Raw genomic sequence first — 24,605 nt, 5'->3', positions numbered from 1 at the left:
GACATATAACTTAGGCGTTTTAAGCTTTTTAATAATCATCTGGGGAGATGGAATATGTCGAACATGTTGAACAAGTGGGGGAAAACGGGAGCACGGACATCCAGTATGGCAAATACGTTGTCCATTGTGCTGCTGGTCATTATCGTAGTTGTCTTTGCCGTGCTGGGAACATTTATGTTTGCAAGCACAAGAAACATTCTGGTGAAGCAGCAGGAATCCATGCTCCAGACCAAGACACAAGCCATTGTTAGTGAATTTGATGCACTATTCAAGGAAAAGGGCGCACTCGTCAAGCAAATGTCCACCAACACATTATTTCAGCAATACATAGAAACAACAGCATCTGCTGCGGATGCGGCAAGTTCTACCTACGCTGCGGAAACACAGGCGACACTCGCCGCTATCGTTAAGGCAGAGCCTTCGTTTGCCGATGCCTGGGTCGCGGGTCTGGATGGAAAAGGCTTTTGGATTCAAAATGATGGTGTCGTATCTGCACCGGATTTTGATATCCAGTCACGTCCATACTACAAGCCGGTTACCGCTGCAGACGGACTTTATTTCTCCGATCCGTACATTGATATTGCAGCAGGCGATGTACTTATGGGTATCTTTTATCCGATCAAAGACAACAACAACAACAACACGATCGGCTTTGCCGCAGCGGATATTGCATTTAAGGATATTCCGGCGATTATGGAGAGTTATTCCCTTGGAAGCACGGGCTATTCCATGTTGCTGTCCAAGAGTGGGGAAATTCTGTACCATCCGGATCAAGAGAAGGTATTGAAGGAGAACATCCTGGACAGTACAGGGGACATGGGGGACATTGGCAAGAAAATGCTTGCTGGGGAAAACGGCGTACAACTTATGAACGACAATGGGGAACGTCGTTATATCGGCTACGCTACCAGCAAGGATACGGGATGGTCCGTTGGTCTGACCATATCCGAAGAAGAAGTTCTCGCGGAATTAAAAACATTCACGTGGATTACACTTGGCGGTTTTGCTGCAGCCACCCTTCTACTTGTGATTATCTGTTACATTACCCTTCGCCGTCTGTTACGCTCCATACCACAGCTGCTGGCTAAGATTAAACAGATTGAACAAGGTGACCTGACTGTCCAACTGGATATCAAATCTAATAATGAAATTGGACAGATCGCTACAGGCTTGAATTCCATGGTGCAGAAAATTCAGGTCATGCTGCAAATGGTCGGCAGCTCGGCGCAAATCCTGAACCAGTCGTCGAATGATCTGCAAGCCATCTCCTCTCGAACAGCTGTGACCATGAATGACACATCAACAGCCATCAACGAAATTGCCAATGCAACGAATTATCAGTCCATCGAAACGGAAAATATTTTACGCAAAACAGGCTCTTTATCCAGCCAAATTGATGAAATTGCTACCGATGCGCAGGCTATGGGAACGGTCGTGCAGACATCTGCTGATCAGAGCAGCCAAGGACTTGCGGTCGTGGAACAATTATCGAAATGGTCCGAGGAAAACCATCAGTCCACCCAAGCAATGTCCTCTATTATCCAGGAGATTGACCTGAGTCGGAATGAAATATCCAGTTTTGTGGATACGGTCAAACAGATTGCCTCTCAGACGAACCTGCTCGCACTGAATGCCTCCATTGAGGCTGCACGTGCTGGCGAACATGGAAGAGGATTTGCCGTCGTTGCCGAAGAGGTCCGCAAACTTGCAGAACAGACGGCTCAGGCAACAGAGGAAATCAACAAAAAGGTGAATGTTATTGAAGAGAAAACAACCCTTTCGGTTGAACATACCATGCGCGGTATGAAGATTGCGGAGGAGAATGCCAAATCCGTAGAAGATACCAAACATGTATTCTTTAGTATTAACAAAGACCTAAAAGATCTACAGCAGCGTATGATGCAGATTACTACTAATACCGCCAATGTACACAAACACAAAGATGAGATATTCCAGGCACTGGAGATTATCTCCTCCACCACAGAGGAGAACTCGGCATCGACGGAAGAAGTAAGCGCCAGCACGCAGGATCAGCTGGATAGTATCGAACAGGTAGCGAATCTGTCGAAACAGTTGAACCAGCTATCTGGCAAACTGCAAGACGAACTAAGCCAGTTTAAAGTAAAGTCATGATCCGCAAGCTTTCCCCTGCTCTTCTCTTTTAGTCGCTGTCCATTTATTATTAATGAATATGCGTACGAAGAGGATTGGAGGCTGAATCATCATCATGAACTTTGCTAAACGAATGGATCATTTCAACGAAGGAATTTTCACCCGGTTGCTGGAGATTAAGCGCCGCAGACTGGAGAACGGACTGCCGGTTATTGATCTCAGTGTGGGTACGCCGAATATCCCACCTGCTCAGCATATTATAACTGCACTATGTGAGGCCGCAGCTGATCCGGCTAATTATATATATGCAGTGAATGATCAGAGTGAGTTGCTGCAAGCTACAAGCGATTGGTACAAGCAGCGCTATCAGGTCGAGTTAGACCCGGCAACACAGATCTGTTCCTTGCTCGGTTCACAGGAAGGGCTGGCACATATATCCCTCTCCATTGTCGATGAAGGTGATCTGGTGCTGGTCCCTGACCCCTGCTATCCCGTCTTTGCAGATGGGCCGTTACTGGCAGGTGCAGAACTGTATTATATGCCGCAAAAAGAAGAAAACGGGTATGTTATTCAACTTCAGGATATACCGGAAGATATCGCTCATCGAGCAAAATTCATGCTGGTCTCCTATCCCAACAATCCAACAACTGCGATGGCACCGGATCAGTTCTATCTTGACCTGATTGCCTTTGCCAAGAAGTATGATATTATCGTGCTCCACGATAATGCGTACAGTGAACTCGTATTTGACGGAAAGTCATGTGGAAGCTTCCTCGCATTCCCTGGTGCCATGGACGTCGGTGTGGAATTCAATTCCCTGTCAAAAACGTACGGACTGGCAGGAGCTCGAATCGGCTTCTGTGTGGGCAATACAACCATGGTCTCCATGCTGAAAAAGCTAAAATCCAATATGGATTACGGGATGTTCCTACCGATCCAAAAAGCAGCAATTGCCGCCATTACCGGTGATCAATCCGAGGTTGAACGGGTCAGAGCTAATTATGAACAGCGTAGAGACATCCTCTGTGAGGGCTTCAGCAATCTCGGTTGGCCGATTGCCAAACCTGAAGCAACGATGTTCGTCTGGAGCCGGATTCCGGCGCACTACGACAGCTCGGAGCAATTTGCCATGGATCTGGTTACACATGCAGGGGTCATCGCAACCCCAGGCAGTGCCTTCGGTCCTTCAGGTGAAGGGTATGTGCGCTTCGCCCTCGTTCAGGATAATGAAATATTGCAACAAGCGGTACAATCCGTCGATGACAGCGGGATTCTGAAATCCAGCTAACGGGAGTACGATTCGAATGTGCTCAAGCAAAAATCCCCTCAAGGTCCACAGGGAGTAAGAGTTTCACGTTTGATAACGTGGTCTCTACTTCTTGTAGACGTGAGGGGATTTTGTCATTTGGTGCGGGAGTAGACATTCATTGGGTGATTTAAGATCACGGCTGAATGGTGCCAAGTTACAGCAAAAAGCCTGCTCAGGGAGCAGGCTTCTGGTTTGAACTTTTTACACAGACTTGCGCCAGTTGGAACGATACATGAGATACAGGAAGTACGGTGTTCCGATGATCGCAATGAGTATGCCTGATGGAATCTCTGTCGGTGCCATGACGGTTCTGCCGATTGTATCGGCGAGCACCAGCATGACTGCACCCGCTAATGCGGATAGGAACATGGATCGTCTTAACTTATTCCCCGTCAGTAGCCGTACCATGTGTGGTGCAATCAAACCGATAAAACCAACGGTTCCTACACAAGCAACAGCACCTGCTGCAAGTAATACACCAACTGTCATGGCTAATAATCGTGTACGACGTACTCCGAGACCAAGCCCGGATGCACTATTGTCGTCAAATACCAGCAGTTCGAATCTGCGTGCCAGCCACCAAGCCACCGGTACCAGAATAACTAAAAATAATCCGATAACCTTCACCTGTTCCCAAGTACGAGCATACGTGCTTCCTGTCAGCCAGATATATCCGCTGCTACCGTATACCGCACCACGGACAATCAGAATCTGAATACCTGCTCCAGCAATCGCAGACATCGCAATCCCCAGCAATACAACCGCCGAAGGGTTCAGTCCTTTCTTCCAGGCGAGTGAGAACACAACCACTGCAGCAATGGCTGCACCGATGATTGCCGCAATTGGCAGCAAGTATATCGGAAGACCCGGCCATAAGATGATGACCATCATCGCTCCAAGCCCTGCACCTGAGGACACACCAACAATTGAAGCATCTGCCAGCGGGTTACGTACCGCCATCTGAATGAGCACACCGCTAATTGCCAGTGCAGCTCCTGCACCTGCGGCAACAAGTGTACGCGGAATCCGAAGCTGAATCAGCGCGGAGAACAGTCCATCCGATTGGAACAGACTTGGTAACCAATCGGCCAGCGGAATTCGCATACCGCCAAACATTGTACTGAGCAAGATAAGCACGACCGTTATGACTGAGAATAATACAGCCATCGGGCCAAATGCAAAGCGACGCGCAGCTCCTCCTGTGCTCATTGAAGTAGACATGCCTGATCCGTTCGCAGCCTTCATGCGTGTAAGAACAAGCCAGATGAGCCACGGTGCACCAATGATCGCCATAACGGCACCCGTTGGCAGTTCCATGCTGGAGTTATGCACCATCTTGGCGAGGACATCTGCTCCAACCAAGAGCGCTGCGCCCCATATGAACACACCGGGTAAAAGTAATCGATTAGAACGTACACCACTCAATCGAACCAGATGAGGTGCAACCAGTCCCACGAAGCCAATCGGTCCGATTACACTGACAATCACGGCGGCCAGCAATACAGCGAGAATTAACCCTCCTGCACGAGCCAATGTAACCTTTTGTCCCAAGGAAGAAGCCGTTGATTCATCCAACTCCAGCATATCCCACTGTCTGGACAGGACTAACGCAAGAAGGGTAATACCAACCACCCAAGGCAAAGCATAAAACACACCACTCCAGTCATTCTGGACAAGTGTTCCGGAGCCCCAAAGGAATAACCCTTGTGTCTCCATGGAGAAAAAAATATGTAATGCACTTGTAAATGAACCAAGCACCATCGATACAATCATACCGGACAACGCAAGTCGAACCGGGCTTGATGTTCGTCCGCCGCCCATGAAATAAGCCGCAAATGCTGCCAACAAACCACCTAGTGCTGCGAAAAGAAAAGGCGACTGACTTAACAGACCTGGAAAAGCGATAGCTCCCAGCACCACCACAAAGTATGCTCCTGCATTAATGCCCAGCGTATCTGAAGCAGCGAGTGGATTACGAGTAATCGTTTGCAGCAAAGCGCCCGCAACAGCCAGTGCGCCACCCGCAAGAATACCAATCACTGTACGCGGCATGCGCAAGTCCCAGACCATATTGTGCTCTAATGAATCCTGTCTGCCTGTAAAAGCGTCCCAGACGACATGCAAAGGAATGGACGCTTCTCCATAACACAGACTTACAAAAAAAAGCACGATGAGAGCGGTTAGACCGCCCCCATATATGCTTATTGCGCGCCAATTCATAGCTGGCTTAGATCCTTGAACCGAACTCATTTGGTAATCGCCTCGACTACCCCATCAACCAATACTTTGGAGGAGATCGGTCCGCCAAATGTCCATGTTGTGCTATCGAGTTGATATGTGCGTTTTTCCTTCACAAAGTTCAGTCCGTTCCATACCGAGTTATCTTTCATGGCTGTGCCAAAGACGTCATCGTCTGGTTGTGTAATATAAATAAAGTTACTGTCCTTCACATCGGTTAAGGATTCAATGCCTACTGTAGAGAAGCCATAGTTCTCAACTTTGTCCGGCTGCCAATCGTTAACCAGTCCGATTTTGTCCAAGGTACCAATCACAACCGAGTTATCGGTAAACATACGCAGGCTGACTGCATTTTGATATGTGAACGCTTGTGTCAGTGCAAAGTTGAAGTTTTCTTTCCCTGCAGCAGCCAGTTTTTCTTTGGCTTCTACATAGTGTTGATCGAGATCACTAAGAACTTGTTTTGCTTTGTCTTCTTTACCCAGAGCTGTTGCAATGTTATTAAAGATCTCTGTCATCTTGTCATAATCATAGCCGTCACCATCATACGGATCATATTCAATCGTTGGAGCAATCGCGTTAAGCTGATCGTAAACCGCCGTGTTATTATCTGCATTAGCAATGATGAGATCTGGCTTCAATGCAGCAATAGCTTCCAGATTCGGTTCACTGCGTGTTCCGATATCCGTTACACTGTCATCCAGTGCTGCTTCGGATGTTACCCACACTTTATAGTTAGCGTTATCTGCGTTACCTACTGGTTGAACACCCAAGGCAACAACATCTTCCGTATATGTCCATTCAAGCGTAACGACACGTTCTGCTGGCTTGTCCAGCTTAAGCTCTCCACGTTTATGCTTCACGGTAACAGGACCTGCTGTCTCTTCAGCCGGAGCACTACCCGAGCCACTACCTTGACTTGTATCTGTTGTAGTCGTGGTTTTACCACAGCCCGCCAAAACCAGCACAAAGGCCAGCATAATCAACAGTCCATTCAACCCTTTTTTCATATCTCTTTTCTCCCCTGTTAATATGTATTTATATGATAACAATTATCATTATCACTATTGGATTATGCCGTAGGAATGGATTTTTGTCAATGGAAAGTACCTTATTCCAATTCTTTTATAAAAATAAAAAAGGAAAGGGATAGCTCAAAAGCCACCCTTCCCTTCTATTGATTGCTGTTAACTCAACTGCATCGTAGTGATGCATGTATTATCATTTTCATATGTAGACAATTGCGTTTCTGCAACCTTTCCATCTCGAACAATACGAATCAGATAGGTTCTGTCTCTAGGCACCCAAAAATCCATAAATCCGTTTGCACCAGACTTCATCACTTCATCTTTCATAAAAGTGTTGCCTTGAGAATCGTGAATGGTAACGCTGAATTCCTTATTGCTCATTTCCCCCTGACAACCGGTCAAACTATGAATTGCACAGGGATGGGTCTGGTCCACATAGGGTGCAATGGAAAGGAAAAATTCATTTTCAGGCAAATCGTATGTAGTGGTCTTTTTATCTTGATCGGTTACGATTAACTGTTTGGCATTAATGGAGGCAGATTCGGGTGTCTCTTTTCCTGTGCTGATATCTTCCACCAATTTTCGGATGTTGGGCGCATTGGCTGTACCCGCCTCTTCCTTACCAGTATTGCTTGCAAACAGGTATGTTCCGATCACAATCACAACTACAACACTTGCAATGATCCACATTTGTTTTTTCATCTGGAGTCCATCTCCTCGTCCGTTTTGGTTTATTATAAGGGAGAACACAGTGATACGGACAGTTTACGACACCAAAGTCACCATATATTCACATTTTTGTATTGTAGTATGAGTAATCTGCAGCCTGTACACTGCATCATTGATAAGTAAGGGAGGATGTTTATACATGCTTAAGTCTCCAGCCGTATCTGACACCGATCGAAGAGTACACAAATCAAAACTGGCACTGAAGACAGCCCTTCTGGAATGGATGTCCCGTAAACCATTAGCCAGCATAACCATCATCGATATTGTCAAATCCGCCGATTTGAACCGCAGCACATTTTACAAGCATTATGTATACAAAGAAGACCTGTTTGATGAATTGTTAAATGACGTGATTGACGATCTAAAATTAGCCTATCGAGCACCCTATCAGCATTTCCGAGATTTCGATATTAAGGACCTTAACGCCTCAGCAATTCAAATTTTCGACCATGTACTGGCTCATGCCTCCTTCTATACATTGCTGGTTAATTCTAACGTGCTAATGGATTTCAGAGATACATTCTATATAACACTTAAGAACTTGTATCTGGAAGATGTGACCGATCTGTCGCCTGATCCACGGTTGGATAAGGAACTTCTCGCCTGTTATCAGGCTAATGCCGTGCTTGGTTTAGTTACGGGTTGGGTGCAAAGCAACTTCAAATACAGCGCCTCCTATATGGCTGAACAACTGTTGGAATTCACACGCATGAACCGATCCCAAGAGATTTATCGGTCTAATCTCCATTCTGCAACGAGTCCATCAAGATAAAGTTACGCCATAACTCTGTAGTGGGATCTGCTCTTAAAAAGAGGTACTGTCTCCCCTGAAGCTTGAGATACAGTACCTCTTTATTATGTCGAAACATTTATTTTAATTAGTTGCTGATCCAGCCACCATCTACAGGCAACTCAACACCTGTAATGAATTTGGATTCATCAGATGCCAAAAACAGGTAGGCGTAAGCAATATCCATAGATTCACCAGCATGTGGAGGCAGTGGAGCAAGATTTTTGTAATTCTCCCCCATCTCCACCTGGGATTTGATGCCTGCTTTCTCCACCATACCCGTAAACACAGCACCCGGATGTACGGAGTTCACACGAATATTGTCTTTGGCAAACCACTGTGCCCCGTGTTTGGTCAATGAACGTACAGATCCCTTGGAAGCACTATAAGCCGCGCCCTGGGCATCCGCTATTCCACCAATGATTGCTGCAATGGAAGAGGTATTAACGATGGAACCTTGCCCATTCTTCTGCATATAAGGAATGACTGCCTTCATGCCGAGCCATACACCTGTACCATTAATGGACATAACCTTGTCCCAATCCTCTAGCTCAGCTTCCAAAATGCCTTTGGCCATATGAATTCCGGCATTGTTGACCAGAATATCTATTTTGCCGTATTTCGATACGGTTTCTTCCACAATAGCGTTCCATGACTCTGGACTGGACACATCCAGCTTCAACGCAATGGCTTCCCCGCCATCAGCTACAATCTGTTTAACCTGTTCCTCCAAAGTTTCGATTGCCACATCGGTAGCCACTACCTTTGCTCCTTCTCTTGCAAATAATTGAATACCTGCCAGTCCCATGCCACTTGCGGCTCCAGTTATAATTGCAACTTTTCCAGTTAATCTGCCCATTTCATATCATCCTTTCCTATTACGATGAATGCCTCATTATGACACCCAACCTGCTAACATCTTTAGTATACGGATGAAATGAAAGCTCTTTCAATCAGCAAATGGACAGGCTTTTGTGGGATAACCGATAGCTAAGTATGGATCTGTTTATTCCCCAGATGTTAATCCACAACATGGACAACTTATGTTGGTTTTGTTTTCAAACTACGAGTGCAGATAAGCAAATGTTTTAAGATCATCGAAAAAGTTTAACCAGAGCTTCCTCTTGCTTAAGTATCTTGTCCAGCTAGAACATAAAGACGGTCGTAATTTTAGTGACCCCATACCTTCGGTAGCTACTAGCACCGTGATTCTCTTACCCAGACTTTGGGAGCTTGGCTTCGGAAACGGAGAGAGTAGCGGCGATGTCCTTTAATGTCATCGTCCAGCCACTCTCCACCTCCGTTGATCTATCTTTTGAATAAATAGACTTATTTACTGGATAAAACACATAAACTTTTATATTTTACGAACATAAACTATATTGAAAATTGGAATTAAGGCGTCAGTTTTAGAATGGTCACAGTGGTATTTAGATTGTTATGCAACTGTGCAGGAGTTGCATTCGCATTTACCAGCTGGATCGTCGTCGGAACCGTTGTAACCGTAACAATAACCTCAGCAGATATAGGTCCTCCTCCATTACCTGTGAAAGGCACAGGTGTTATGGGCGTTCCATTTACCGTGAGGTTGAAAGCCGCATCGCCCTGATTATGAATGCTAAAAGAGATCAAGTAACTTCCTGTTTCATTGATTGTTATCGTGGAGGACGGCGGCACAAAAGTAAATGCACCTCCAACATTAGCCAAAACACCGGTTAAAGTTATTGGAGCGTTTCCTGGAACTGTGTCAGTACCTGTGCCGGGATCTGCCCGGAAAACACTTAGAAAATCAGATATTCCAGCCCCAGCTGGACCGGCAGGGCCAGCAGGACCTATTGCTCCAGCAGGGCCAGCAGGACCTACTGCTCCGGCAGGGCCAACAGGACCTACTGCTCCGGCAGGGCCAACAGGACCTACTGCTCCGGCAGGGCCAGCAGGACCTACTGCTCCGGCAGGGCCGACTGGTCCTGGTATACCAGGAACTCCTTGCAGTCCGATCGGCCCCGGTATCCCTTGAGCTCCTGTCGCCCCCTTGGGACCTATCGGTCCTAGTGGGCCAGGAATCCCTGGAGAACCTTGCGGTGCATTAACAACAACCTTAGGTCTAACCTTTACCACCTTAACCTTAACTCGACAATGCATGCTTTGTTTAAATTTACGTCTACAAATGCGTTTTCCATGACGATTTAACAATGAGCTCACCTCCGTGATATTTCTCCACATACTATGTGTATCCATCACGAGGGGCATAGACTATTAACTATAAATTAGAAAATTATAGTGCCTATAATGAGAAAATTGGTCTATGAATCCAGTCTATAACATGAATGCATAGACCCATTTTCAATATAAAAGGCAGATAAAAAAGCCAGTCGAACACGAGATACTCTCGAGGTTTGACCGGCTTTTGCTATGCTTATCCCTTTCACACAGGTTCTTCTTATTTTACAATAGTGCTTTGTTTTTCTCATAAAACCGGGCATTGTGAGAAGAAACACCCGCCATATCGGAAGCAGTAGGTTCCAGATACGTCTTGGCACTGTTGACTGCGAGCACCGCATCGTTAAAAGCACCTGCAATCAGTCGAACTTTGCTTCCATAAGTGATGAAATCACCCGCTCCGAAGATGCCTGAAATGTTGGTACGCATGCGCTGATCAACGGATACGCCGTAGTCTTCCCGCGCCAGTCCCCATTGCACGAGGTTACCAAAATCACGATCATACCCGTGGCTTACGACGACCTCATCCACCTCTACATGTGTGATCTCACCGGTTTCTACATGGACCAGCTCGACACGATCGATTTTGTCACCTGTACCGTATAAGCGAGAAATAGTATATGGCGTCATGACGTTGGCTTGAGCTTTCATCTGAGCAACTGGCGACTCGTGTCCGGTAAATTCATGACGTCTGTGTGCTACCGTGACTTCACTTGCTATCTTGCCCATTTCATTCGCCCAGTCGACTGCGGAATCACCACCACCCGAGATCAGAACACGCTTCCCGGCAAAACGGGATAGGTCGGTTATCGTATAGTGTAAATTCGTCAGTTCATATCGATTGGCGCCTTCGATATCCAGCTTTTGCACCTGAGTCATACCTCTGCCCGCGCATAACAGGATAGTACGTGTGTAATGACGCTCGCCTGTTTTGGAAATGAGTACAAATACACCATCCTCACGTCGTTCAAGCTCGGCAATTTCCTGCCCAAACACAATCGTTGGATCGAACGTTCTCGCCTGTCTCTCCAGCGATTCAATCAGCTTCTCACAGCGAATCGGATCAATCCCGCCCACATCCCAGATCAGCTTCTCCGGGTACGTACGCATGAATCCACCCAGTTCCTGCTTGGCTTCGATGATCTTGGTACGCATGGCTCTCATACCACTATAAAATGAGGCATACATGCCAGCAGGCCCACCACCAATGATCGTAATATCGTAGATGTCTAATTGTGTCTCCGTTGTCATTTATGGCACCAACTTTTCAACAACATAGTCCATCAATTTTACAGAGCCAATCGGACCCACACCCGATACGAATTGGCTTGTCTTCAACGGGAAGACATGATCATTCTTAACAGCCTCCAGATTTGACCACACTTGGCTTGCTTTCAGATCTTCCATAGATTTCTTCGTGTCATAACCTACAAGGGTTCTGTCTTCCAGGAAAATATAATCCGGATTCATCTCAGGCAAAAATTCCAGTGAGAACTGGCTAAACCAATCTGTAGAGTCTTTGATCGCTTCAGGACTATTCAGACCCAGGATATCATAGAAGAAAACACTGCTGCTTCCTCCTTTGGGACCCATGAAACGGTAACGATTGTGCTCCACCCGGAGAACCAATACGGTCTTGTCTCCCAGGGCTGCCGCAATTTTTTCTTTCGCTTGTGAAGCTTTCTGGTCGAATTCAGCCAGTACTTTGGCAAATTCTTCGGTCTTGTCAAATATGGCAGCCAGCTTTGGCATAGCACGTTTCATTTCACTGTTGGCATCCAGTGCCACCGTTGGAGCGATTTTGGACAACTCGTCATATACGCCTTGCTCCATACCTTCGCCAGCTGTAAGGATCATATCCGGTGACAACGCAAGCAACTGCTCATAATTATATTGATATTGCTCGACTTCAATGATCTGGACTCCATGTTCTTTCAAATAATCAGGACGGTATTCCGCTTCAACCTCCGGAGTTAACAAAACGATTTGGGGTGTAACACCCATTTCAATCAGATACTCGGCATAGATCGAATCAAAAACAACCAGATTTTGAGGATGAGTTGGAATCGTTACTTCTCCAAACTGATCCTTCACCACCTTAGTCCCACTTTCAGTCGCTGTTTGTTCTGCAGTACTCGCTGCTCCTTCAGTTGAAACCCCTGCTGTTCCAGCTGTAGTATTCTCTTCCTTGGTTCCACCGGAACATGCCGCCAACATCATACTGATCACCAACAGCATGATACCAAACCCTTTAAATCTTCGTGACATGATATACTTCGCCCCTTATTTATATTGATAATGATAATTATTATCAATATAGTATCAAATAAGAAGTATTGCTTCCATAGCATATCGTGCGTATTCAGTTGGATTATTGTGCTCTATTATGAAAAGGTTCCGTAAGATGGCGAATGATCTGATTTAGAATCAGAGTGTGCCCCGTAATTCCGTGACCGTCTACCCACAGGTGAGTATCTACGTAAAATACCCGATTATTTTTTACAGCCTTCAGCTCGTTCCATTGTGGACTCTCCCATAGTTTCCTCATATTCTCTTCAGCACTGAAGTGCTGCATGATCCGCTTCTCCACAAACAGATAATCGGGATTGGCTTGTGTGAGCAGGTCCAGCGAACAAGGGTTAAACCATGCTGTACCTGAATCCAGTGCTTGCGGCAGTGTTAATCCAAGCTGTTCATATAACAAGTGTGATACCCCGTGTGAATGCCCACCCAGATATCGATAACCAAACGCTTCCACCCTCAGCAGCATGACAGTGGACGCGGATTGGATGATGGGTTGCAACTGTCGCTTAGCTAAGCTGACTTCATGTTTCATCTGCTGATGCAGTCTATAAGCCTCTTCTTCTTTGAGAAACCAGGCTGCCAATTGATCGAGCATTGGTTCTACATCTTGATGAAGTCCGGTTAGAATCGGTGCAATTGTGCGCAGCTCCCTTTTGACCTCTTCCGTCAATACGTTTCCAATCAACATTTCCGGTTGAACTTGTCGAACAAATTCTATCTCCACCTCATACTGTGTAACCTCCAGCATCTGCACTCCATGCGCTATAAATTGTTCATGGTGATGTGGGGACAGCAGGATTGGGGTGACCACTACGGCATGGGGGATGACACCCAGATGAATCATAATTTCTGCACAGATTGGAGAAAGTGATACGATCTTGCGCTGCGTCATCGTCTGCCTATATATCTTAGGTGATACGCCAGTCAACTGTTTGAAGCGTCGGCTAAAATAATGAGCATCTTCAAATCCAGTCTTTTTGGCAATATCCTGAGAGGTTGCAGCGGTTAATAACAGTTCTTCCTGCGCACGGTAGATCCGGTAGTGGGCCAGATAATCCAGAGGTGGCTTACCATATCGCTCACTAAATTTGCGGGAATAATGCCATGGACTGATTCCAGCGATCTGAGCTAACTGTGTACGTGTAATGACCTGATCATAATGCTGCTGCATGTAGTCAATGGAGCGAAGTATACCGTGTTCTGGCTTCAACTCGTCATCCGGCTGTTTCCGATATAGATTACTTAACAACTCATATAACAAATGCTGATGGCCAACCCTTTCTGCATTCTGATCCTGTGTATGCACTTCACTCCAATGCTGAATGATACTTGCCAAACCTCCACCGGACAGTTGCACTTTCTGATACGCCTCTCCTGACGGTAACCGCCATTCGAACTTCTCAGCTTCCCGTCTATCATGCAGCACCGAATATGTATCGAACTGAACATGCCAGCCTGCCAGATCCAGGTTGCCACCTTCAATGACCTCCATTACGGAGTTCTCTTCAAGCGCAATTAATTCTCCATAGGAAACGTGAACTCGATGTCCATTTATATTCCAGATCGCTTTTCCATCAATGATAAATATCAAGGTGTGACTGAAAAAGTGATGCAGTTCGCCTTTTGTTATCCATGCGTTGCTTAGTGTATTCGTTGACTTCCATTGAGCAATCCATTCCATGTTGTCAGACATAGGTTATCCTTTCAAAGGGATTAGTAATCCAGAATTATAGGTTTCACTATATCAAAATACATGACAACTCCATAACCAACAAGCTATGGCTTGAATAAAATGGTGGACAGCTATTATACATCTCATAATTAATTTAATCAGAAAAAACACAAAAAAAAAAGCCCGTACCATCAGGTACAGGCTCTTTCTTACAACTTTAATGCTACGTTTTACGTATTACTCAATGCTGGGTTTCGGTGACCCCTGTCCCCGTTTCTGTCCTTTTCCTGCCATCCAATACGTTAGTCCACCTGAGACACCAAACGCAATAACCACACCAATGCAAGTGTGTAACAGATTCAGGCCACCCTCTTCGATGAAGAGCGGGAGGCTGACCAAGCTCGGATTCCCCACCATAGCAAATGCCTTGACAGATAATAATCCAAAATACAGTCCACCCGCAGCTCCACCCAGCAATGCCGCGTAGAAAGAGGATCTTTTTCTCATGTTGACTGCATACAATGCAGGCTCTACCACTCCAAGGAGGGATGTTCCCGTTGCCCAGAAGGCAACTCTTCTGGAAGCTGGCTCTTTTGAGCGCAAAGCGTTTGCGAGCGCAGCCCCTGATTGTCCTACAATCGCCACTAACATGGCAGCAATCACCATAGAACCACCATTCATAACCATTTCATTAATGATGATGGCAATCAGCCAGTAGTGTAATCCCATAATTAACATTAGCGAGAAGACTGCTCCCAGTAACATCACCGACACCACTGGAGCATTAGCTACTAGTGAATCCAATGCCTCCGGCAGATATTCATCAATCCAGGTGCCGACTGGACCAAGAATCATCAATACTAGCGGAACAAGAATCAGTAACGTCAGGAATGGAGCAATCATCCCTTTGGAGAATTTTGGACTCCATCGTTCAACAACTCTTTCCAAGAAGGCGGCTGCACAGATCGTTAGAATGACCCAGATGGGCGTAGAGTAAAAAGCAGGCTGGGACACGAGTGGAAAACCCAGGAAATGCACCTCTTTTTCCCCTGACATCAGCATGGTCATCTCCGGATAAAACATGAGTCCGCCAATAGATGCAGCAACATAGATGTTGCTCTTCAACCGATACGCTGTGCTGATTGCTACCAATACAGGCAGTACATAAAATACACCGTCTCCAATGATTCTGAAGATCGTAAAGGTCTGGCTGTCCATCAATACAGAAGAATCCGCAGAACTGTACGTATCCATTAACGCAATAATGGCGACTATAATTTTAATAACAGCGGCTCCGAGAATCGCAGGCATCAAGGGCCTGAACACATCGGATACAAAATGTAAGATCGAGAATCTGTTCTTCTTCGTTTGTCCCGCTTCCTGCAACACTGTCCCTGTTATATCCCAATTGTTCATACCCAGTAATGTATTGTAGATAAGTGAAGATTCATCTCTTATTACTAAATGACACTGCTCACCTGTTACCCGAATATCTGCTACAACATATGTAGAGGCAAGAACTGACATGTTCAATTGTGTACTGTCCTTCAGTACCAGCGTCGTTGTGCCCTTTTCATGTTCTACGAGCTTGATATTCTCCTTGCCACCTGCGAGTTTCAACCAATCTTCAATCTGTGTGTTATGCATTATGTACAATCTCCTCATGTTACGGTAAACCCGTGTTTTGTGATGTGTTATGATCTAATATGCCTCTATCTATATACACATTTCCATGAAAAAACTTCAATAGGATAAAAAAACTAATTTCCCTGACATTGCATGTTCATTTGTACAAGGTATATTGACCTATGAAGGTCGAAAAAGCAAAAAAGCCTACTCTTATGTAGGCTTTTATCCATCTTTACTTATGAGTCATTCTCTTCGTACTCACAACCGACATTCGCAGTCATCAGAGGGCGATGCACGTAAATATACATCCTCATCCTATGACAGTGCCAACATCGCGTTCATATCTTCTTCTGCTGTTGTAATTAACTTCAGACCAAACATATCCACGAGTACATCCAAGACTCCTTCCGATATGAACTCAGGCGGTTTTGGTCCAATTCGAATGTCCTGAATGCCAAGGCTGAACAAGCCAAGCAGGATCGCAACTGCTTTTTGCTCAAACCAGGACAGGACAATACTGACAGGTAACTCGTTCACGGTACAGCCAAAAGCATCCGCCAAAGCCATTGCAATTTTCACCGTAGAACCAGAATTATTGCATTGACCCAGGTCGATATAACGCGGTATACCCGTGTCTCCAACCGTACCATAATCCACATCGTTGAAACGGAACTTACCACAGGATGTCGTCAGAATTACGGTATCATTCGGTAAAGATGTCGCGAGTTCACGATAGTAGTTGCCACCTTTGCCTGGCGCATCACAACCAGCAATAACGAAGAATCGACGGATATGGCCGTCTTTCACCGCTTGAATAATCTCTGGCGCAAGCCCAATCACGGTCTCATGATGATATCCTGTCGTTAAGACTTGCTCCGACTGTACATTAGCCGCAGGTAGAGACAATGCACGTTCAATCAGCGGTGAGAAGTCATCATCCATGATCTTGGCCACACCCTCCAGACCCGCTACTTCGTAGGAGAAAAAGCGGTCTGCATATGTGCCTTTGATCGGCATGACACAGTTGGTTGTTGCAAGAATAGCACCCGGGAATTGTTCGAAAAGTCTTCTTTGATCGTACCAGGCTTTACCGATATTACCCTTGAGATGGGCGTATTTCTTCAGCGCCGGATAACCGTGCGCAGGCAACATTTCCGAGTGCGTATAGATGTTAATTCCTTTCCCTTCAGTTTGACGAAGCAACTCCTCCAATGCATACAGATTATGTCCCGTCACCACGATGCACTGTCCTTCAATCTGGTTCTGGCTAACCGTAATCGGTTGCGGTACACCAAAGCGGTCCGTGTGCGCACGATCCAACACATCCATAATGCGGATTGCTGCATTACCTACCTTCATCGCCATATCCAGATGTTCCTGTACATTAAAATTCGAGTTCGTTAATGTCATATATAATGCCTCATGTGTAATCCGATCCACCTCAGGATCAGAATATCCCAACTGGCGTGCATGTGTGGCATAAGCAGCGATGCCTTTTAACGCAAAAATCATCGTATCCTGCAAACTTGCGATTGTTTCGTTTTTGCCGCATACCCCTACCACGGTACACCCGCCACTCGGCGTCTGTTCGCACTGATAACAAAACATATGGTTTCCCCTCCAAACTTAGATTAAACGCAGTTCGTTATGTAATAGCGTAACAGACCCTGATATGAGCTAGTGTGATGGTGCACACAGTTTCTGATCCAACATCTATATATGGTTCTCCAGACTATCATCCAAACTGGAAATAATAACATTCAAAAAAAGGCATATCTCGGATCATTATGAAAAATACTGTGTACAGCTAAAAACGTATAAATCCATAATCTTAAAAAATTCGAAAATGAAACGATTCTAGATTTTGCCCGTAAGGGTAATACACAGAGAAATCTAATATTCAAGGAGCTGGTCAATTGCAACATTACAGACACAGTGCGGAGGAAACCCTTCAGGATGTACAGAGTTCCTCCAAGGGACTCACGACCTCCGAAGCTGCCAAGAGACTTGAAACGGAAGGATATAACGAGTTAAAAGGTAAAGATGCAACACCAGTCTGGAAACTGTTCCTCGAAAATTTCAAAGATCCAATGGTCATCGTGCTGCTGATTGCAGCCGCTGTACAGGTTGTCCTTGGACACCTGATTGAATCGTTGATCATATTCCTGGTTATTTTGCTCAACGCGGTGATCAGCGTAGTTCAGACCAAAAAAGCCGAAAGCTCGCTCGACGCGCTGAAACAAATGTCTGCACCTGAAGCCAAGGTCATTCGTGACGGGCAGAAAAAGACCATTCCAGCGAGGGAACTTGTTCCCGGTGATATTGTTATGCTGGATGCAGGTGATTATGTCCCGGCAGACGGGCGTATCCTGGAATCAGGAAGTCTGAAAATCAACGAAGGCATGTTGACCGGAGAATCCGAAGCTGCGGAGAAACACGCCGATACCATCCCGGATGAGGCTCCAATCGGAGATCGTCGCAATATGGCCTTCAGTGGCTCACTCGTCGTATATGGACGTGGCATGCTTGTCATTACAGGTACGGCTCTCAAAACCGAAATCGGCAAAATTGCCGAACTGATTAAAAATGCCGAGGCCAAAAACACGCCATTACAGCGCAAGTTGGAATCATTCAGCAAAAAACTGGGCTTTTTCATCCTGGGCTTGTCGATTCTCATCTTTGGCATTGAAGCCGGTCGTGTATGGTTGACCGAAGGTACGGAGAATATCGGACCATCCATCGTAAATGCACTGATGTTTGCCGTAGCTGTTGCGGTTGCTGCCATTCCTGAGGCGCTATCCTCCATTGTGACTATCGTATTGTCACTCGGAACAAATAAGATGGCCAAACAACATGCGATCATTCGCAGACTGCCTGCCGTTGAGGCGCTCGGCTCTGCCAGTATCATCTGTACGGATAAAACAGGAACGCTAACTCAGAATAAGATGACTGTCGTTGATTATTACATTCCCCATGGCACCAAGGACGAATTCCCCGATGATCCCGATCAGTGGTCGGAAGAGGAACGACGTCTGTTACATATTGCAGTGCTCTGCAATGACTCGAATATTAACCAGGAAGGCAAGGAACTGGGTGATCCAACCGAAGTGGCCCTCATCGCCTTCAGCAACCGGGTGAACAAAGATTACAATGAAATCCGTGACCAGTTCCCGCGTGAAGCTGAGCTTCCTTTTGACTCTGATCGAAAGCTCATGAGTACGGTGCATACCTTCGAGGGACAGACGGCTTTGCTGACCAAAGGTGGACCGGATGTGCTGTTCAGTCGCTGTAGTCATGTGTTTATCAACGGTGAGGTTCAGCCCCTCACACCAGAGATCCGCACACAGTTTGAAGAAAAAAATGAAGCCTTCTCCAAACGTGCCTTCCGTGTGCTGGCCTACGCGTACAAAAAATTCGATGATAAAAATCAGGTCACCATTGACGACGAGCATGATCTGACGCTTGTGGGTCTGACAGCGATGATAGACCCACCACGTGAAGCGGTATACGGTTCTATTGAAGAGTCCAAAAAAGCGGGCATTCGAACCATCATGATCACCGGAGATCACAAAACGACGGCTCAGGCCATCGGTGTGGATATCGGCCTTGCGGAACCAGATGACCTCGCCATTACCGGAGCCGAATTGGACAAAATGTCTGATGAAGAGCTGGATCAACAACTTGAACACATCTCGGTATACGCCAGAGTATCACCTGAGAACAAAATCCGGATTGTGCGTGCATGGCAGCGTAAAGGCAAAGTGGCAGCCATGACCGGAGATGGAGTCAATGACGCACCTGCGCTGAAACAAGCCGACATCGGCGTAGCGATGGGTAGCGGCACGGATGTCGCCAAGGATGCGGCTGCCATGATTCTGACGGATGATAACTTTGTCTCCATCGTGAATGCGGTCAGTGTTGGACGTATGGTATTTGATAATATCAAAAAAGCCATCGCATACCTGTTCGCTGGTAATCTCGGTGCCATTATCGCCATTTTGTTTGCCTTGATCGTCGGCTGGGTTAATCCGTTTACTGCCCTTCAGCTGCTGTTCATCAATCTGGTGAACGACTCCCTGCCTGCCATTGCTTTGGGTACAGAGAAACCTGAGCCAGATGTCATGCGGCGTAAACCGCGTGATATCAACGAAGGTATCTTTGCAGGCGGAACCCTGCAGGCTGTGATTACGCGTGGTGTCCTGATTGGTGCGGCTGTTATCGTGTCCCAATATATCGGACTTGGTATTTCGGAGGAAATCAGTGTGGCTATGGCCTTCACAACCTTGATTCTCGCACGCAGTCTGCAAACATTTGCAGCACGTTCCAATACACAAACCATCTTCCAGGTGGGCTTTATGACCAATAAATTCGTGCTTGGCTCCATTCTGGTATGTCTGTGTCTCTATGCAATCACACTGATTCCAGGTGTTCGTGGTGTATTCGCCATCCCGGATACATTTGGTTGGAATGAGTTCCTGATTGCAGGCGGACTTGCTCTTGCTGCCGTCATTCTGATGGATGTCATCAAATGGATTCGCAATCGCGGCAAACAAGTTACTGCGGCGTAAAAGTCAAAAGATGTACCTCTCATATTAAAAAGTTGCATGCAGAAATAGGCGCCCTTCATCAGGGCGCCTATTGTTTATTAATCTATGAATTATCGTCTCACAGCACATAAATTCAACATGTAATCCAAGTGAGAAATGGTATGACATTATTGCCATATGATGAAATGGAGTGTAAAATGATATATTGCTTTTATACAAAATTTCCTTTGAGGTTCGATCCGAATTCATATTCATACCCAAGACAGGAATGGTACCGTGAAAGATAAAATTGTCATGCCACTCTGGACATGTTGCCTGTTCATCGTTGTGATGAATACCACCATGTTCAATGTTTCTTTGCCAGTCATTATTCATGATCTGCAGATTACCTCGGACCTGGGGTCTTGGGTCATCTCAAGTTATTCGATTGGTTACGCCCTGTCGACGGTGATCTACAGTCGATTGTCAGACCGTATCCCGGTACGCAAACTTTTAACGGTCGGGCTTCTGATCCTGGGGTTATCTTCATTGCTGGGGTTGTTCGCGCATAACTTCGCGATCTTGTTACTGACACGCATTCTGCAATCTGCGGGTGCAGGAGTTATGGCCGGGCTGGGCCTCGTCATTGCAAGTCGTTACATCCCGGTGGAACGACGCGGAGCTGCCATCGCGCTGATCTCATCAGGTAGCGCCATGGCTTTTGGACTTGGCCCCATTGTCGGCGGACTCATTAGCGAATACTGGGGCTGGAACGGACTTTTTGCCATAACGGTGCTTGTCCTGCTCGCTCTGCCTGTATTGCTCTATTTTCTCCCCCGTGAATCCGTCAAAACAGATCAGCCGTTCGATGTTATTGGTGCCATATTAACCGTCATTAACGCCACTACACTTCTGGTCGCGATCACCCAGCAATCCTGGTTCTGGTTTGCCATCGGCGTTATCTCGCTTGTTGCACACCTCCTGTATATTCGGAAAGCGAGTCTTCCGTTTGTGAATCCACAAGTGTTCCAAACGCCAGGATACACCCGGTTAATCCTTATCGGATTCTGCGTGCTGGTGGTGAATCTGGGCAATCTGTTTTTGATGCCGCTTGTGCTTGCTGATCTATACGGTCGCTCTCCACTCGCCATTGGTTTGCTGATTGCTCCTGGAGCTATTGTTGCAGCATTTTGCACCCGTTTCGTTGGACGCTGGATCGACCGTTACGGCAATATGCGATTTATGATCATTGGACACACCCTGCTCGCAGCGGTACTTGCTTTATTCATGCTCGGACTGGATCAATCCGCCCTGATCATTACCAGTGGTTATCTCTTTTTCTCACCGGCACTGTCAGCCTCCATGGCTTCACTGAATAATGAAGCGTCACGTGTGCTGCCCAAAGCGCAAATAGGTTCCGGTATGGGCATGTTACAATTGATTCAGTTCTTCGGTGGTTCGGTGTCTGTAGCCGTGTGTGGGCTGCTGCTACACAGCATTCCGGGAGTCTCGGTCGAGGAAGCTTATCATGTGGTGTATGCTTGTCTGTTGCTCGTCTGCGTTGTTTCACTCGGGTTGACCGTCTGGCATAGCAGAGCTTCACGCTCAGGCATTAAACCTGTTACATTGGACAATTGATAATTGAAGTTTAAGTTCAGAACAAAAAGGCCCGCGCCAAGCGCGAGCCTTTTTGAGTTTGGAACAGAAATGCCGTTTTTTTTTAAAAGTAGATCACTCAATGAACTTGAACTTAACGGTTACTTTCCTGATTTCACCCTACAGCAGCATTCCAACTATTTACCGTCCAGTGCAAACTTCCAGGCCTCCATTATGCTAATTGGGGCTTTACTGCTGCTCTCGCCGCCACCTTCCTGCGTCCAAAGTGGTGGATAATACGCAAATACTTGTCCTGTCTGGAGCTGAGACATATCCTCTTGCCAGCCTTTCCAGCGAAAGGTCTGATAGAACTGCTCCAGATCGCCATTCGCCAGCCAGTTGATGAAACCTGAATATGCCAGTTCTGTCGATTCCCATTCGAGTGTATCCGGTGCAAAATAATATATGTGTCCCGTACGGCCATACTTGCCTGTATCCAGTCCGAAGAAACCACCTGCCGCATCATATGCAACGACCATCATACCTTCCAGCACATCTACCCAAGGTTGCTCACTTACACCATTCCAACTGGTGAGACTCCCAGATGTACTGTCACCACCTGCACCAAGCAGCGTGATCCAGCCATGGTCCAGTACAATACCTTCTGTCTCATAAGCAACAGCCCCCAAATAGGATTTGGTGCTTATTTGCAGACGATAGAGGGTATCCTCTCCAGCCTCTTGTTTTGCTGGAACATACACATATGTATTTTGCCCACTAGCCAGGAGTTCCTTGAGTTCTTCCCATGCGTGATTCTCCCGATCTACTAATTCAGCTATCGTTAATGTATTCATGAGCAGTCTCCTCGCTGATTTTATAAGAGCATATCATGGGTTATTAACCCGTTCAAATCTGCTATAATCTATCTTCAAAGCTAAATTCAAGGGGGAAACGATTTGATTCGCGTAGTTATACTTATGATTCCGATTCTGATGGTGCTTGTATCCGGTTGTCAGAATCATACATCTGCCATGAAGGAACCCGTTTCTGTTCAAAAGTCTGATCCCCAGGTCATCCATTACATATCACCCCAAGGAAACGACTCGAATAAAGGAACCATTCAATCTCCTTGGAAAACGTTGCAGCACGCAGCCGACCATGCTTCGCCGGGAAGCACGATCTATTTGCGTGAAGGGGTCTACCATCAGAAAGTCAAAATCACCAAAAGCGGTAATTCTTCCGCTAATCCAACCCTATTTTCAAGTTATCCTCAGGAGCAGGTTATCATTGATGGTAAAGGTTTATCTGTCCGGGGCATTGAAGGGTTAATTGAAATTGAAAATGCCAGTTATATCACGATTCAGAATCTCGAAATTCGTAATTTTACAACCACACTTGGGGGCCAAGTTCCAACCGGGATCTATGTCCACGGAGCAGGTAAGCATATTCAACTGTTAGGCAACACCATACACGCGATCGCTAGTTACGCAACTCCTGAAGGCCCCGATTTACGGGGCAGAGATGCCCACGGTATTGCCATTTATGGTACAGAGCACCCTCAAGCTTTACGCGATATCATCATCAAGGATAATGAATTGTATGATCTCACACTTGGTTCAAGCGAGTCACTCGCAGTCAACGGTAATGTCGATACGTTTGCCATCCAGGACAATATCATCCATGATTCCGACAATATTGGTATTGATCTGATCGGGTACGAGGGTACGTCCGAGGACGACACGTACGATCAGGCTCGGAACGGCATTGTACGAGGCAACGAAGTATACGATATTACGTCCAATAATAATCCCTCCTACGGTACAGACCTGCCCAATTATACCAACTCGGCCGGCGGCATCTATGTAGATGGCGGGAAAGATCATATCATCGACCAGAACCGGGTATATCGGAGCGACATCGGAATTGAGATTGCATCAGAGCATGCCGGACGTTCAACCAGCAACATTACCGTGCGTGATAACCTGATTTATTCCAACAGATTGACGGGTATTGCCATGGGAGGTTATGACGAGGAACGAGGAGCTACCGAGGATAGCAAGATTATGTACAATACACTTGTGGGAAATGATACCCTGAATGCAGGCAATGGACAGTTATTCATGCAGTCACGGACAAAGAACAATACATTCATGCGTAACATTCTCGTATCAGGCAGCTCGGAAGTACTAATATACAACGAATATACTAGCAATACCGGCAATGTGTTTGACCATAATGTCTATTACTCACCAGGTGAACAGGAAGACGCCCTGTGGGTTTGGAAAAATAAAGCCTACTCCGGCATCGCCGCCTACATCAAGGGATCTGGCAATGATGCACATTCCATATATGTGAACCCAGCATTTATGGATGAACCCAACGAAGATTTTCGTCCTCAGGCGAACTCTCCGGCTAAGGCGTATGGTTACCTTGCTCCGCGATAAATTAACCC

The 24,605-nt window shown here is 46.3% G+C and carries 17 protein-coding genes; 6 read left to right on the top strand and 11 right to left on the bottom strand.

What is annotated here, in order from left to right; translation table 11 throughout:
* The first annotated feature begins 54 nt into the window (after positions 1-54).
* Together QF041_RS29035 and QF041_RS29030 are read left to right on the top strand one after the other, a co-directional pair.
* Positions 55-2,133 (top strand): methyl-accepting chemotaxis protein, encoded by a 2,079-nt coding sequence (locus QF041_RS29035; protein ID WP_307416616.1) that lies wholly within the window; start codon positions 55-57, stop codon positions 2,131-2,133.
* 94 nt (positions 2,134-2,227) lie between these two features.
* Entirely contained in the window at positions 2,228-3,400 is a 1,173-nt protein-coding gene (locus tag QF041_RS29030; RefSeq protein ID WP_307416615.1) for an aminotransferase class I/II-fold pyridoxal phosphate-dependent enzyme, read from the top strand.
* A gap of 222 nt (positions 3,401-3,622) precedes the next feature.
* Here the strand turns inward: QF041_RS29030 and QF041_RS29025 are convergent, their stop codons facing one another.
* The 3 genes from QF041_RS29025 to QF041_RS29015 form a co-directional block, all read right to left on the bottom strand.
* Complete coding sequence (locus QF041_RS29025) at positions 3,623-5,671, bottom strand: iron ABC transporter permease (RefSeq protein WP_307416614.1); 2,049 nt, start codon at positions 5,669-5,671, stop codon at positions 3,623-3,625.
* A complete protein-coding gene (locus QF041_RS29020) occupies positions 5,668-6,669 on the bottom strand; it encodes an ABC transporter substrate-binding protein (RefSeq protein WP_307416613.1) in 1,002 nt (333 codons plus the stop codon). The genes QF041_RS29025 and QF041_RS29020 overlap by 4 nt, the downstream gene beginning before the upstream one ends.
* Positions 6,670-6,846: 177 nt before the next feature.
* On the bottom strand, positions 6,847-7,389 hold the full coding sequence (locus tag QF041_RS29015) for a CueP family metal-binding protein (RefSeq protein ID WP_307416612.1): 543 nt from the start codon (positions 7,387-7,389) through the stop codon (positions 6,847-6,849).
* Positions 7,390-7,555: 166 nt separating this feature from the next.
* Here QF041_RS29015 and QF041_RS29010 point away from each other — a divergent pair, with 166 nt between their 5' ends.
* Positions 7,556-8,188: a TetR/AcrR family transcriptional regulator gene (locus tag QF041_RS29010; RefSeq protein ID WP_307416611.1), complete on the top strand. Its 633-nt coding sequence runs from the start codon at positions 7,556-7,558 to the stop codon at positions 8,186-8,188.
* Positions 8,189-8,294: 106 nt separating this feature from the next.
* On the opposite strand, the gene QF041_RS29005 is transcribed toward QF041_RS29010, so the two are convergent.
* The 7 genes from QF041_RS29005 to hcp all read right to left on the bottom strand — a co-directional run bounded on the left by QF041_RS29005 (position 8,295) and on the right by hcp (position 17,639).
* Complete coding sequence (locus QF041_RS29005; RefSeq protein ID WP_307416610.1) at positions 8,295-9,065, bottom strand: SDR family NAD(P)-dependent oxidoreductase; 771 nt, start codon at positions 9,063-9,065, stop codon at positions 8,295-8,297.
* Positions 9,066-9,601: 536 nt separating this feature from the next.
* Positions 9,602-10,324, bottom strand: coding sequence for a collagen-like protein (locus tag QF041_RS29000; protein WP_307416609.1), 723 nt, complete (start codon positions 10,322-10,324; stop codon positions 9,602-9,604).
* Positions 10,325-10,651: 327 nt separating this feature from the next.
* On the bottom strand, positions 10,652-11,677 hold the full coding sequence (locus tag QF041_RS28995) for an NAD(P)/FAD-dependent oxidoreductase (protein WP_307416608.1): 1,026 nt from the start codon (positions 11,675-11,677) through the stop codon (positions 10,652-10,654).
* Entirely contained in the window at positions 11,678-12,694 is a 1,017-nt protein-coding gene (locus QF041_RS28990) for an ABC transporter substrate-binding protein (RefSeq protein ID WP_307416607.1), read from the bottom strand.
* Positions 12,695-12,797: 103 nt separating this feature from the next.
* Positions 12,798-14,423: a helix-turn-helix domain-containing protein gene (locus tag QF041_RS28985; protein ID WP_307416606.1), complete on the bottom strand. Its 1,626-nt coding sequence runs from the start codon at positions 14,421-14,423 to the stop codon at positions 12,798-12,800.
* Between the two features lie 216 nt (positions 14,424-14,639).
* Complete coding sequence (locus QF041_RS28980; protein WP_307416605.1) at positions 14,640-16,049, bottom strand: PTS transporter subunit EIIC; 1,410 nt, start codon at positions 16,047-16,049, stop codon at positions 14,640-14,642.
* Between the two features lie 297 nt (positions 16,050-16,346).
* Positions 16,347-17,639: a hydroxylamine reductase gene (gene hcp, locus QF041_RS28975; protein WP_307416604.1), complete on the bottom strand. Its 1,293-nt coding sequence runs from the start codon at positions 17,637-17,639 to the stop codon at positions 16,347-16,349.
* 308 nt (positions 17,640-17,947) lie between these two features.
* Here hcp and QF041_RS28970 point away from each other — a divergent pair, with 308 nt between their 5' ends.
* Positions 17,948-20,599 carry a cation-translocating P-type ATPase gene (locus QF041_RS28970; RefSeq protein ID WP_307416603.1) on the top strand — a complete coding sequence of 884 codons (2,652 nt, stop codon included), beginning with the start codon at positions 17,948-17,950 and terminating at the stop codon, positions 20,597-20,599.
* A 255-nt stretch (positions 20,600-20,854) separates the two neighbouring features.
* Positions 20,855-22,195 (top strand): MFS transporter, encoded by a 1,341-nt coding sequence (locus QF041_RS28965; RefSeq protein WP_307416602.1) that lies wholly within the window; start codon positions 20,855-20,857, stop codon positions 22,193-22,195.
* Between the two features lie 155 nt (positions 22,196-22,350).
* On the opposite strand, the gene QF041_RS28960 is transcribed toward QF041_RS28965, so the two are convergent.
* A complete protein-coding gene (locus QF041_RS28960) occupies positions 22,351-23,007 on the bottom strand; it encodes a DUF2625 domain-containing protein (protein ID WP_307416601.1) in 657 nt (218 codons plus the stop codon).
* Positions 23,008-23,109: 102 nt separating this feature from the next.
* Between QF041_RS28960 and QF041_RS28955 the strand changes: the two genes are divergently transcribed.
* A complete protein-coding gene (locus tag QF041_RS28955; protein ID WP_307416600.1) occupies positions 23,110-24,597 on the top strand; it encodes a right-handed parallel beta-helix repeat-containing protein in 1,488 nt (495 codons plus the stop codon).
* The last annotated feature ends 8 nt before the right edge of the window (positions 24,598-24,605 follow it).

The organism is Paenibacillus sp. W2I17 (assembly GCF_030815985.1).
Classification (GTDB): Bacteria; Bacillota; Bacilli; order Paenibacillales; family Paenibacillaceae; genus Paenibacillus.
The sequence above is the reverse complement of the archived record's forward strand: the minus strand, read 5'-3'. Positions and strand labels throughout refer to the sequence as shown.